The organism is Clostridium hydrogeniformans DSM 21757, from assembly GCF_000686705.1.
Classification (GTDB): Bacteria; Bacillota; Clostridia; order Clostridiales; family Clostridiaceae; genus Clostridium_Z; species Clostridium_Z hydrogeniformans.
The window spans coordinates 23,493-36,462 of record NZ_KK366005.1; the positions used below are offsets into that span (position 1 = coordinate 23,493).

Consider the following 12,970-nt stretch of genomic DNA (forward strand, 5'->3'; position numbering starts at 1 on the left):
TTGTTATTAACTATGGCTTTTTTGTGGTTATCTATGTTAATACTTATTGATAACTTGTTAAGAACTTCTTAACTTATCCTAATCTAATCCCATTAAAAGTTATATCTTCAATAAATGACAATCTTTCTTCCTCTTCTATCCCATATACTTTTACATTTATCATATATGTTTCTACAATTCTCTTACTTATCCAACTTTTATGTCTTCTCTCTTATCACCATTCACCATAAAGTTCTAAAAAAACACCATTCATAGAAAAGTTTCCTTATCTATAAATGGTGTTTTTTAAATCTTACTTCTTCACTACCTTAAGTTTAACTTCTTCACTATTTTCAAAATCATCTACTGCTTTTAAAGTTATAATTTGTCCATCCTTTATGTCTTTAAATTTCAACTTAAAGTTATACTCATTACCATTATTACCTACAGGCGTAGAGTTACTTACCTTCTTATAAAGTTCTCCATTAACATAGAAACTATATCCAAAGGTATTATCCGAAACTTTCCCCTTAATATTTAAATTATTACCATTAACTACAATTTCTTCTTTTGATCCTATCTTTTTCTCAAGTTCTATTAATGGTTTTACAGTATCTTTATATATCTTATATACACAGTTCATAATCTCTTGTCCATCATAATCTACTGCTTTAATATCTACTGTATTAAGTCCTTCTTCTGGTTTTATTATAGTTTCAAAATAAACCTCACCTTTATCGTTCAGTTTTGATAACTCTACTTCTTTACCATTTACAGTAAGGGATTTTATATATCTTGAAATATTACCTTTAATCTTATATTCTGAAGTTTTTACCTTAATATAACCTTCCTTAAAATCTTTATCATCAAATTTTATGACAGCAGGCGGAACTTGTCCTACCTTAAGAATAGCCTTTGCTCCCCCTAAATTATTAGCATAATCAAAAGCTCCTATCTGTATCTCATTTATACTATTAGCTTTAAGTCCTTTAATAACCTTAGTATAAACATTTTCTTCTTTAATATATTCTGACTTTTCCTTGGTAGCTTCAACATTTAAAACTCCATTAACAACTACTGGGAACAATCCATTCTCATTAATTCCTGATAAACCATCCTCAGCTTTAAAATATATCTTAACTGAATCTTCTCCTATATTATCATATCTTAATATATTAACCTTTGGAGATTCTGTATCAATCTTTACTGGAACTTCTATAACCTGTTCTTTTGCATTTTCAATATCTACCTTTAGCTTAAGTCTGTAGAAATACTGTCCATCCTTAACAACTTCCATTTTCCCGGTGTTTTTATTATAGACTTGTCCATCCCATCCTATTTTCTCAATTATTTGTGGAACCTTACCTGCCTCATCAGGTGCTTCATATATCTTCTTTTTAACTTCATCTACATTGCCAACTCTTCTTATAACTTCTTTATTCTCATTTAGAACATCTACTTCTATGGATTTAGCATTTCTCATAAGATATATGGCTGGTACTAAACTATCATTATAGTTATCTTTATTAGGACTTATAGCTATTTTATTTTTATCATAGTTTTTCGTCTTATCCTTATTAGTTGATGTTACCCCTAAAATATTTAATCCCCTAGATTCCCCCTCACCATTATAACTTAGCATTAAATTTTCAACAGATACCTTTGAATAGTCCCCATTTTCAAGTAAAGCTTTTATAAGTGGATGCTTTTCTTTATCCCAAGCATTATTACTTGTTATACTTTCCTTAGACCAGTCTCCATAGAACCCCATAAAAGGTACATTTAATGAAGGTATATTAGTATCATCTGATTTAAATGTCACATAACCTTCAAGGAATTTTTCAGAACCTAATTCTTTACCTATATTTAAAGTTACATCTACTTTTTCACTACCCTTAGGCGCTAAAGTAACTGTTTCTTTATTAAACTCAACACTTGCATCTTTTTCATCAAGAATTATATCATGAACCATTTTATTAGGTGATGCTTCTTCACTTTGAGTTAGAACTCCACCTAATACCCCTAAGCTATACTTCACCTCTTTATCTCCATGATTTTTAAGGTCTATTGTAAACTTAGCCTTATTTCCCTTTATTTCTTTAAGAGCTACAGATGCCGCACCATTATAGGTAGCTGTTACCCTATTTTTAACTGCATCTTCTATCTGAACAAGTCCTGCTCCTTGTCTTCTTGGAGAGTAAGGAACATCCTCTCCATACTTATCTATTCTTACAGAGCTTGTGTTCATTAATATATTTTTAGCATAATCTATTTTTTCCCTACCTGAGAGTTCCGGTGCATATTCTTTTATTCCTTGAAGAAGTAGTGCTGAAGTTCCAGATACATGAGGTGCTGACATGGATGTTCCATTCATATTTCCATATTCATTATTATTAAGAGTTGAATATATTCTTCCTCCTGGTCCTGATATTTGAGGTTTAAAATCAAGACTAGGAGCTGGTCCCCAAGAACTAAAGTCAGAATAATCATCTTTTAATGAGTTATCCATAGGTTTCATTCCTATATCTCCATTAAACAATACCTTTTCACTAGCAAGTCTTTGGTAAATACTTTCTCCAATACTATTTGGAATAAATATAGCAGGGATTTTTATATTAGGATCAGTTGCCATATTTATAAGACCTTCATCCTTATCTTTATTATATACAATAACTCCAACAGCTCCATTTTTCTGAGCATTTAATATTTTATCAGTAAATCCTATATCCCCTCTTTTTATAAGAGCTATCTTTCCCTTAGCATCCTTACCATTAAAGTCATCTACACGTCCTAAGTTAAAATCTAATATTTCATTCCCCTTATTTATAACTTCAGCCATACTATATTGATGAGGTGAATATGCTCCTTCTACTAGTATATCTCCTTTAGAATCTTTTACCTTTATATTATTAGCCATAGCCTTTGAATTCTCATAGCTTGCAACCATTAATGCATCCTTAGCTAAAGCTGGTGATCCCACAACACCTACATCATTAAGCTTTAAATTATCAAAAGGACTTGTTGAATATCCACTATTTCCAGCAGATACTACTACCATTACACCTGCATCAGTAGCCCTTTCAATTGCCTTCTGAGTTGGGTCATCATCTTTTCTAAATCCCGCTGGAGATCCAAGGCTCATATTTATAACATCAGCCCCTAAAGCTACTGAGTCATCTATAGCCGCTATTTGATCATCAGCGTAGGTGTATTTTCCTAATGGTCCATTGGAGAATATTTTCATTGCAAGAAGTTGTACTTCCGGAGCTACTCCTTTTATGGCCTTATTTTCTTTAACCTCTTCCTCTTTTCCATCAGCACCTACAATTCCCGCCACGTGAGCTCCATGAGGAGACTTACTATCTCTTTTATCTATTACATCATTATTTTTATCTGCATAATTATATCCAAAAGGTATTTTTTCTGAAAAATAAGTATCCGCCACCTTATCAGCTTTTAATATCCCTGTTGCCTTTACCTTATCTACAGAATCTTTATTAAGCTTAAGCTTTTCCTTATTATCTGGGGTTCTAAAATCCTTATGATTATAATCTATTCCTGTATCTAAAATAGCTACAACCATACCATTCCCTTTTAAACTATAATTTTTCCAAATATTCTCAACCTGGGTTAAAGTTTTAGCTGAATTCATTGATATTTCATGCTTGTCTGACTCTATTACACTTTTTACCCCTTCTATATCTCTAAGCTTGTCTATTTCTCCTCTCTTAACATCCATACTAAATCCATTAATTACATTAGTGTATGAATGTCTTATAGATGCGCCTTCAAGATTTTTCGCTTCTAACTTCGCAGATTTTTGGCTATTTTCTACTTTACTTACCTCTGCATTTCCTGGTTTTGTGCCCCTCATAACCATCTCTGCCGCAGATTTCCCCTCTAGTTCTACTATAACTCTAACTAATTCATTTTTATCCCTTGTATCCTTATAACTATTTTCAGCTTCCTTTAAGTAAGGCGATACTTCCTTTAATATACTATCCTTAGTTTCCTTGGATAGTGGCATATTTAGAAGATCTTTTATACTTCCTTCTTCATTACTACTTGCAACCTTAGGAGATATTCCTAATGTCATAGCTGCTACTAGCATAGTTGACACGGCTTTAGACATACCCCTTCTAAAGCTTTGATTCATATTATCAAGCCCCCTTAATAAATTTATATATAATTTCATATATAAAAACATTCCTTTAAAAAGGAATGCTTTATTCTTATTTATATTCTTTAGAAGTACCATCTTCATAAGTTAGTATAACCTGTCCATCTAAAGGTGATTGCAGTTCATCCTTTAAAATCACTATACTTGCATCATTATTGTCCCCTGACTTCACTATCTTTTTGAACTTTTCTTTACTTCCTTCATTAAACTTCTTCTCGTCAGATACGTCATATTTTGTGATTGTGCCTTCTTCTCCATTAAATTCTAGTTTTATAAGTGTCTTAACCTTTTTAATATTATCCTTCTCTAAGTATTCTATTAGAAAAATTTCATTAGACTTTTTATCATTAAAGCTTTTAATAAAATCTTCTATAATGCTTAAATTAATTACCTCACTCTTTAAACCTTTATATACCTTTATAACATAATTTTTATTTACTATATTTTCATAACTATATTCATCAGGAATATATGTACTAGCATCTATAGTATTAATGTTATCTTTGCCTTTATCCTTATTATTAAAACTCTTATAGCTTATAAATATAGTAATACCTATAACTAATACTGCTAATCCTATACCTATAAACTTATAATACTTTTTCATAACTACCTCCTTACACTATTAATATCTTCCTATTTTTTCCTTACGATGTTTTATAATTATTTTATACAGTTTCCAATTTATTGTCAAATGAAATCTTTAATATTATTTAAATTCTATTTATTTTTATGCTCTATTATTCCTAATATCTAATTTTTAAGGTGTATAATTTATCACTTCCATACTTTTCCTACACAGGCAACCTACTCATTACATAAACAACAAAAAGGTTAAAGTACTATATTTAGTATCCTTTAACCTTTTCCTTGAGAGGAAAGATATTACTCTAGCTTTTGAACATTAATTGCCTGTGGTCCCTTTGGTTTATCTACTGTATCAAAGGTAACCTGTTCTCCTTCATGTAAATCTTTATCATGAGTTTTCTCTTTTACTTGAGAGTGATGAACAAAGACATCCATTCCATTGTTTCCAGATATAAATCCGTAACCTCTTTTATTATCAAACCATTTAACGACTCCAGTTTGCATAAATGAAGCTCCTTTCTTAGAGTGTGAGGGTGCATTAATATTGTTCCTCAAAGTGAAATAATTATGAGGAAATATTTCTTAAAGCCTTAAAATTTAAATTCCTCTTTTATACACTTATAAGTTCCCTTTATCATAAAATCTAAGTCATCCTTATTTACTATATAAGGAGGCATAAAATAAATAATATTTCCCATAGGCCTTAGCAAAAGTCCATTTTTTAATCCTCTTTTATATATGCTATATCCTACTCTTTTCTCCCATGGAATTGGGGTCTTATTATCTTTATTCTGAACAAGCTCTATGGCACCTATAAATCCTAATTGCCTATATTCTCCAACATTTTTAATATCTTTAAAAACTTCTGTTGATAAATCCTTCATATAATTAAACTTCTCTATATTTTTATTTATAATATCCTCATAATGGAATATATTCATAGTCTCTACTGCTGCTGCACATGCAAGAGCATTGCCACTATAACTATGGCTATGGAAAAAACCTGTAAGTTTTTCATAATCATCATAAAAACAATTATATATCTCCTCTGTTACCATAACCACTGAAAGTGGAAGATATCCGCCAGTTATTCCCTTAGATAAGGTCATAATATCTGGACTTATATTACTGTGGTTACTGGCAAACATCTTACCTGTTCTACCAAATCCCACTGCAATTTCATCCCCTATAAATGTAATATCATATTCATCACATAATTTTCTTAACTTTTTTAAATACTCTTTTGAATATATATTCATTCCTGCAGCACCTTGAACCATAGGTTCAATAATTATTCCACATATCTCTTCATGATATTTAGAAATTAATTCCTCCATATACTTAAAGCATTCTGCACTGCAGCTCTCCCTATTAAGACCAAATTCACATCTATAACAATTTGGAGACTTACACTTATATGTTTCAATTATTATATCCTTATAGGTATCCTTAAAAAATCCCACATTGCATGCAGATAGTGCCCCTAAAGTTTCCCCATGATATGAATTTTCAAGGGCAACAAATTTGGTTTTTTTCTGATTACCTTTTTGCTTATGGTACTGATAAGAAATTTTAAGAGCTACCTCCACTGCAGAAGATCCATTATCACAAAAGAATACCTTCTTTAATGGTTCTGGAGTTATATCTACAAGTTTTTCAGAAAGCTCTACTGCAGGCACATTTGAAAGATGGGCGAAAATAACATGCTCCAAACTATTTAATTGTTTATTTATAGCATTGTTTATTCTTTCATTACAATGGCCAAATAAGTTTACCCACCAAGAGGATATACAATCTAAATATTTATTGCCATGAATGTCATATAAATAAGCTCCCTTCCCATTCTCTATAATTACAGGATTTAAGTCTTCATAATCCTTCATTTGAGAAGCAGGATGCCATATATATTTTAAATCTTTTTCTACTAAATTCATATTAGTCCTCCTAAAATCTTAAAATTCTTAAGGTCATTAGTATCTTTAACTTTAGGAACTACAGCTAATATCTCTTCATCAATTAAATTCTTAATAGTATTTTTATTATCTATATGACATATATTTGCCTCTTCATATCCGTTTATTACAATGCCCTTAATGTTTATATTGCTTCTTTTAAGACTTTCAATAGTAATAAGGGTATGATTTATAGTTCCAAGTCCCGCTCGTGCAACTATTATCACAGGTATATTGAAATCTTTTACTAGATCCTCTATTAGTAATCCATCATAGTTTAAAGGAACTTTAATTCCTCCTGCTCCCTCACAAACCATCACTTCATTCTCTTCCATAAGACTCTTAAACTTTTTATTTATAAGATCAGATTCTATTGTTATATTTTCAATATTACTTGCTAAATGGGGAGATAGTGGTTTTTCCATAGTATAGCTATTCATATAACTAATATCCTCTTTAAGTCCTGCAAAAGCTTTAACAAAATCCATATCACAAGTTCCCCCACTAACTACGGGTTTATAATATGCTACCTTAACCCCACTATCTTTTAAATTTTTTACTATAATAGATGAAATAAGAGTCTTTCCCACATCAGTATCTGTACCTACTATAAATAATCCTTTTCCCATATTATACTTCCATTCCTAAAGATTTTATAAGTTCTATATCTTCATCTATTTTATTACCAAGAGTGGTTAGGTAATTGCCAACTAGTGCAGAATTTACCCCTCCTAGAAATCCATCCTTCACCTTATCTCCAAGGGATGCCCTTCCCCCTGCATATCTTATATAAGCCTTTGGAAGTATAAATCTAAAGGTAGCAATGGTTCTTAAAATATCCTCTACCTCTATTTTTTTTACGAACTGAAGAGGAGTATTAGCTATGGGATTTAATACATTTATAGGAACTGACATTACATCAAGAGTTTTAAGCTCAAATGCCATATATAATCTATCCTCAATCCTTTCCCCCATTCCTATAATTCCCCCTGAGCATATATTAAGTCCTGCTTTTTTACATGCCCTTATAGTACTTATCCGTTCTTCATAGGTATGGGTTGTACAAGTTTCCTTAAAAAATTCTCTACTTGTTTCTAGATTATGATGATATGTAGTTATTCCAGCTTCCCTAAGCTTTTTTGCTTCTTTTTCTCCTATTATTCCATGAGATGCACATAGCTTTAACTCTGTTTCTTCTCTTAAAATATTGTATATATCTACAACCTTATCAAAATCTTCTCCCTTTAAAGTTCTCCCACTGGTTACTATTGAAAACCTATGAACTCCAGCTTCTTGATTTTCAAGGGCAAGATTTAATATATTCTCTCCATTTAAAAGATCATATTCCTCCACTCCTGTATTATAATGAGCAGATTGAGCACAATACTTACAATCCTCACTACATCTTCCACTCTTACCATTTACTATGGAGCAAAGATCCACCTTTTTCCCACAAAGTTTCTCCCTTATTTCATTTGCTGCTTCTAAAAGTTCTGAAAGCGGTAAATCATATAATTTCCTAGCCTCTCTAAAACTTATTTCTTCTCCATTTAAAACCTTATTTTTAAGTACATTTATCATTTATACTCCCCCTTAAATACTAATTGTTACTACTTTCTTTAACTTATTAAAACATAAAGAGCTTAATGCACATACTAAAAGGTCTCCCCCTATAAAAAGTAAGGCACCAAATTTTATTGCCCAGAAAATGCTTACGGTTTTTCCAATATAAAAGTTTAAAATTAAATAAAGATGTAATACTCCAAGGCTATAAACCACACTAAGGCCTATCACACAAAACATAAAGGCTTTAACTAAGTTCATTCCATTATTACCATACTTATCCCTAAGAATTCCAACTATGTAAGCACATAATATAAAACCTATTAAATATCCAAAGGTTGGTTTAAATATGTAGTATATTCCTCCCCCTTCAGTGAATATAGGTAGACCTATAAGTCCCAAAGATACATATAAGACTTGAGACCAAAGACCTATTTTTCTTCCAAAAATCAATCCACTCATTAAACAAAAAAATAATTGAAGAGTAAATGGTACATAAGGCATTGGTATTTTTATAAATGCCCCTATAGCTGTTAAAGCCGCAAATATACTTATTAATATCATTTCCTTAACTGTAAACTTCATTATTCCCTCCCATTAAAATAATCATTGTAAACCTTCGAATGTTATCTCATTAACAATAATGTTAATAGAATCTAAATGTATTGTCAATCATTTTTGTTTATCAAGTTTACAATATATCGGATTATTTTATCTTATGGCTACCAGAGCTGTAACACCCCCATCAGCGTGTAATGTGGGGGATAACAGTTGCTACGCCCCTAGATTAACTCATATAACATTAAATATTATTTATACTATAGTCTCTAGCTCTTCAATTAACCAACTTAGAATATATAGGCATAAGATTTACCCTATATAAAAGTCCTACTGTAACTTACAGTAGGACCTCATACTTTACTTTATTATATTATTTAGGATATTTTTATAAAAATTCTTATGTCTCTATTATATTTAAATTCCTATACCCCTATCTTGAATTACCAATTGATTCTTTAGGATAGGAATAGCTCAATATACTAATTAAAATTATATTTTATGCCCTGGTGAGCTTTCCTTTTTACTTTTATAATATAAATCTAATACCTTTTCCAATACTACAGAGGTTCCTATTATAAAAATCCATATAAGAGGATATGAATATCTTGAAAAAGTAACATAGGGTATATGGATTATAGTAAAATAAGCAAAAATCTGAAACAATATTAAGGCTGTACTTTTATACTTCTTCTCCTTATATCCTACATATATTTTTGCCATACCAATAGCTCCTATTACTAATAGTAATGCATGATATACCTCTATATAGGAAAATTTTATGCTATAAATTTGTCCCCAGTAAAAAGGGTACTTCCAAAGTTCAATACTCTTATCTAAGAGATACCACTTTATATAGGCTAACGGCCTCTTTACCATATAGTGTTTAAATCTATATTTAAAATTTTCTTTATAATATTTCTCTTGTTCTACCCTATCATCAACATTTTCCCAAGGATAAAAATCTATTTCCTCATTATAATCTATATAAGAACCTTGTATTAATGGATTTCCAGAAGATAATGTAAAGGGAATAAATCTATTAAAAGTTTTATAATTTCTTATAATCCATGGACTCATAACCAAAGCAAAAACAGTGGTTACAATTATAGTTAGCTTCACCATATCTTTAAATGTATATTTATTATAAATCCAAAGTATAAGTACTATTATGGGATAAGCTCCTATGGTTGGCCTAAATAATCCTGTAATTCCAAGTACTATACCTCCACTTATATAGTAACTTAGTTTATTACATTCCACTGCATATATGGTTATATACACTAATAATAAAAATAAAAAGTGAAATATAACCTCTGTTAGTAATATATTAGGTGTCCATATATTAGGTAGATATAGTGCACTTAGTATTAAGCTTATTACTCCAACCTTAGAATTAAATAGCCTTCTCCCTATAAGAAAAATTAAGTATAAACTTAGGCTTTGAATGACCACTTGAAATACTCTAAATGCAGTTATTCCTCCCCACTTCCCAAAGATACTCATAAACCCAGCCATAACAAAGGGAAGTCCTGGCATTATAAAAACCGTTGATTCATTTACATCATGGTACGTAAATATCCCCTTATCTAAGAGTGTCCACGCACTTCTAACATACTTAACATCATCGTTATCAAATTCTACAAAACTTCCAAGTAAATGTTCATTCCCATGAACAAGAACTGTATAAAGACAAAATAAAAAGAATATGGATATTGAAATAAATATTGTATTTCTTATCCATGGTCTTTCACCTTTTAAAGAAAACATATTCTCCTCCTATATTCATATAAAAAAATAGCTTTTATATATTCTAAATATAATAATATCCACTTTTCTTTCAAAGGTAACCTATTACTTTTGAAAGACCTCACTTAAATTGTTAAAAATTACCCCTAAAGATAAGATTTAAATTTATTATTTTATAGCCACAAAAAAAGCTCCTATAACTATGAATAAAATCCCTATCCACCTTGTTATTGGTATCACCTCTTTGAATATGAACATAGCAACAAATATAGCAAGTACATAACAAAGACTTTGGAGAGGATATACTAAGGATAAATCCCCCTTAGATAAAATATAAAACCAAATTATAGTGGCAATACCGTATAACAAAATTCCTGAAAAAATATATGGATCAAAAATTAAATTTATAATTCCTTTAAATGATAATTCCATGGTATTACCTTTAAGCCCTATTTTCCAAAGAGTCTGTCCTGTGACGAGAAGTACTATATTTACAAAAAGTAGAATATATAACAAATTACTCCCTCTCCCTTAAGTTTTTAAGTATCCCTATCTCTTGAGTAAGTCTAGTTATCTTTTCTTGAAGAGATGATATTACAACTATTAAATTAAAAATTAATATAAAACAAAATAATATTCCTATTAAAAATAACAAAGATGGTGGATATTTTATATCAAACACCTCTGCTACCTTATCTACTATACTGCTATTTAAAGACAATATAGCCATTATTACTCCAACTGCTATCCATATAAAACTAAATTTTATATCTAATGATCTCTTTTTAATAAAAACTATTGTTAGCATTAAAAATGCTATGGCTATTATAAAACAATACATATACATAAATACCCTCCCCCTATTAGTTAATAGAAGTCCTAGGGAGTATAAGCAAAGCTAGTGTAACTTTTATCATATAATATATAGACTTTATAGGTGTTATTGATGATACTCCTTCAGTCCTATAATTCATGACAACTGGTATTTCTTCTACTTTAAATCCATTTTTAATTAAATAAGCAATGGTTTCTACTTCTGGATAGTCCTTTGGATAGTAATTAACAAAGCTTTCTATTACCTTACTATTTATAGCCCTATATCCAGATGTGGTGTCATATACCTTTTCATTACAAAGCCTAGACACAAGACTACTAAAAAACTTTATACCCACACTTCTAAAAAAGCTAGGTTTATATTCACTTATTTCCACAAACCTAGAGCCAATAACCATATCACATTTATTCTTCTTAATAGGATCTATAATTCTCCTTAGGTCAGCTGCTCTATGCTGTCCATCTCCATCAAACTGAATGGCTATATCATAGTTATTATAATAAGCATATAAATATCCAGTTTGAACCGCTCCTCCTATACCAAGGTTTATAGGAAGATTTATAACTTTTGCTCCTGCTCTTTCAGCTTCCTGCTTAGTATTATCTAATGAACCATCATTAACTACTAATACATTAAGTCCATGTATTTTTTCTCTTAATATAGATGTAACCACATTATAAATTGCTTTTCCTTCATTGTATGCAGGCACTATAACTAAGATTTTCAATTGTCTCCCCTCCTTTTATACTCCACATTAATTTATTTAAATATATACCTCTAATGTTACTAAATAGATATTAAGAAGCTTCCTATATATTTATTAGTATTCTCTTATATATCCCTTAAATATTTATTAATTAATTTTTCCATATTACACATTTCTATTCTTCTATAAACTTACTTATCTTCCTTATTTCTATAAATATTTTTAACAACTATGTAACACACCATCCGTAATGCAGTTGTATAATATTGGTATCAACTCAATACTTAATCATATTTTCATTATTATTAGGAGGTTTCAATGAAAAAGTTTATACAACTCCTTACAATATTACTCATCTTACTGTTCCCTATTACTTCACTATTAGCTTATGTTAATAAAGAAAAGACCTTTGGTCATAATCCTCCATCTCTAATTCTTACCTATAATTCACAAAATATTCCTTATAAATTAGGAAGTTATGTGTGGAATAATAGTGAAAATCAAGAAAATACTAATGAAGCTTATTTTTCACCTACCTATATCCTTGAACATACTCCCTCTTTTGTACTAAGTGGAGACTCCATTGATTTCGTCTTACAAGACTTTGAAAGATATCATACTTCATTAACCTGTAAATCTATAACCCCTTTAGAGGGTATCACTCTTAAAAATTATAACTACACCCCTGTAGAGATTAAAAATAGCTCAATCATAGCCCCCAAAGCTACTGGAATATATGTATTAGAGCTTATTCTTAATATATATGAAAATCATAGTGATACCTATGTATTTAAGATTGGGGTTAAATAAGTAACTATATACCTAATATAAAAAAATAGACTCGCCTTTTAGGCAAGTCT

12 protein-coding genes are annotated in these 12,970 nt (G+C 30.1%); 1 reads left to right on the top strand and 11 read right to left on the bottom strand.

The window, feature by feature from the left end; genetic code table 11:
* Positions 1-292: 292 nt before the first annotated feature.
* The 11 genes from BR69_RS22335 to BR69_RS0117260 all read right to left on the bottom strand — a co-directional run bounded on the left by BR69_RS22335 (position 293) and on the right by BR69_RS0117260 (position 12,131).
* Complete coding sequence (locus tag BR69_RS22335; RefSeq protein WP_160169962.1) at positions 293-4,135, bottom strand: S8 family serine peptidase; 3,843 nt, start codon at positions 4,133-4,135, stop codon at positions 293-295.
* A gap of 76 nt (positions 4,136-4,211) precedes the next feature.
* A complete protein-coding gene (locus tag BR69_RS0117215) occupies positions 4,212-4,766 on the bottom strand; it encodes a hypothetical protein (protein WP_027634316.1) in 555 nt (184 codons plus the stop codon).
* 278 nt (positions 4,767-5,044) lie between these two features.
* Entirely contained in the window at positions 5,045-5,251 is a 207-nt protein-coding gene (locus BR69_RS0117220) for a cold-shock protein (RefSeq protein WP_027634317.1), read from the bottom strand.
* Between the two features lie 86 nt (positions 5,252-5,337).
* The gene (gene bioA, locus BR69_RS0117225; RefSeq protein WP_027634318.1) at positions 5,338-6,681 is read right to left on the bottom strand and encodes an adenosylmethionine--8-amino-7-oxononanoate transaminase; all 1,344 of its coding nucleotides are present in this window, start codon (positions 6,679-6,681) and stop codon (positions 5,338-5,340) included.
* A complete protein-coding gene (gene bioD, locus BR69_RS0117230) occupies positions 6,678-7,328 on the bottom strand; it encodes a dethiobiotin synthase (RefSeq protein WP_027634319.1) in 651 nt (216 codons plus the stop codon). The genes bioA and bioD overlap by 4 nt, the downstream gene beginning before the upstream one ends.
* A gap of 1 nt (position 7,329) precedes the next feature.
* The gene (bioB, locus tag BR69_RS0117235) at positions 7,330-8,280 is read right to left on the bottom strand and encodes a biotin synthase BioB (protein WP_027634320.1); all 951 of its coding nucleotides are present in this window, start codon (positions 8,278-8,280) and stop codon (positions 7,330-7,332) included.
* Between the two features lie 12 nt (positions 8,281-8,292).
* Complete coding sequence (locus BR69_RS0117240; RefSeq protein ID WP_027634321.1) at positions 8,293-8,847, bottom strand: biotin transporter BioY; 555 nt, start codon at positions 8,845-8,847, stop codon at positions 8,293-8,295.
* Between the two features lie 465 nt (positions 8,848-9,312).
* A complete protein-coding gene (locus BR69_RS0117245; protein ID WP_027634322.1) occupies positions 9,313-10,590 on the bottom strand; it encodes a glycosyltransferase family 39 protein in 1,278 nt (425 codons plus the stop codon).
* Between the two features lie 147 nt (positions 10,591-10,737).
* Positions 10,738-11,085, bottom strand: a complete 348-nt coding sequence (locus BR69_RS0117250) for an EamA family transporter (RefSeq protein ID WP_027634323.1) — start codon at positions 11,083-11,085, stop codon at positions 10,738-10,740.
* A gap of 1 nt (position 11,086) precedes the next feature.
* Positions 11,087-11,416 (bottom strand): DUF2304 domain-containing protein, encoded by a 330-nt coding sequence (locus BR69_RS0117255; RefSeq protein ID WP_034850095.1) that lies wholly within the window; start codon positions 11,414-11,416, stop codon positions 11,087-11,089.
* A gap of 16 nt (positions 11,417-11,432) precedes the next feature.
* Positions 11,433-12,131 (bottom strand): glycosyltransferase family 2 protein, encoded by a 699-nt coding sequence (locus tag BR69_RS0117260; RefSeq protein WP_027634325.1) that lies wholly within the window; start codon positions 12,129-12,131, stop codon positions 11,433-11,435.
* A gap of 297 nt (positions 12,132-12,428) precedes the next feature.
* On the opposite strand from BR69_RS0117260, the gene BR69_RS0117265 reads away from it, so the two are divergent.
* A complete protein-coding gene (locus BR69_RS0117265; RefSeq protein WP_027634326.1) occupies positions 12,429-12,920 on the top strand; it encodes a hypothetical protein in 492 nt (163 codons plus the stop codon).
* Positions 12,921-12,970 lie beyond the last annotated feature (50 nt).

Coding starts and splice junctions, on each gene's coding strand:
- BR69_RS22335 (WP_160169962.1), bottom strand. CDS start 4,135: ATGAATCAAAGCTTTAGAAGGGGTATGTCTAAAGCCGTGTCAACTATG.
- BR69_RS0117215 (WP_027634316.1), bottom strand. CDS start 4,766: ATGAAAAAGTATTATAAGTTTATAGGTATAGGATTAGCAGTATTAGTT.
- BR69_RS0117220 (WP_027634317.1), bottom strand. CDS start 5,251: ATGCAAACTGGAGTCGTTAAATGGTTTGATAATAAAAGAGGTTACGGA.
- bioA (WP_027634318.1), bottom strand. CDS start 6,681: ATGAATTTAGTAGAAAAAGATTTAAAATATATATGGCATCCTGCTTCT.
- bioD (WP_027634319.1), bottom strand. CDS start 7,328: ATGGGAAAAGGATTATTTATAGTAGGTACAGATACTGATGTGGGAAAG.
- bioB (WP_027634320.1), bottom strand. CDS start 8,280: ATGATAAATGTACTTAAAAATAAGGTTTTAAATGGAGAAGAAATAAGT.
- BR69_RS0117240 (WP_027634321.1), bottom strand. CDS start 8,847: ATGAAGTTTACAGTTAAGGAAATGATATTAATAAGTATATTTGCGGCT.
- BR69_RS0117245 (WP_027634322.1), bottom strand. CDS start 10,590: ATGTTTTCTTTAAAAGGTGAAAGACCATGGATAAGAAATACAATATTT.
- BR69_RS0117255 (WP_034850095.1), bottom strand. CDS start 11,416: ATGTATATGTATTGTTTTATAATAGCCATAGCATTTTTAATGCTAACA.
- BR69_RS0117265 (WP_027634326.1), top strand. CDS start 12,429: ATGAAAAAGTTTATACAACTCCTTACAATATTACTCATCTTACTGTTC.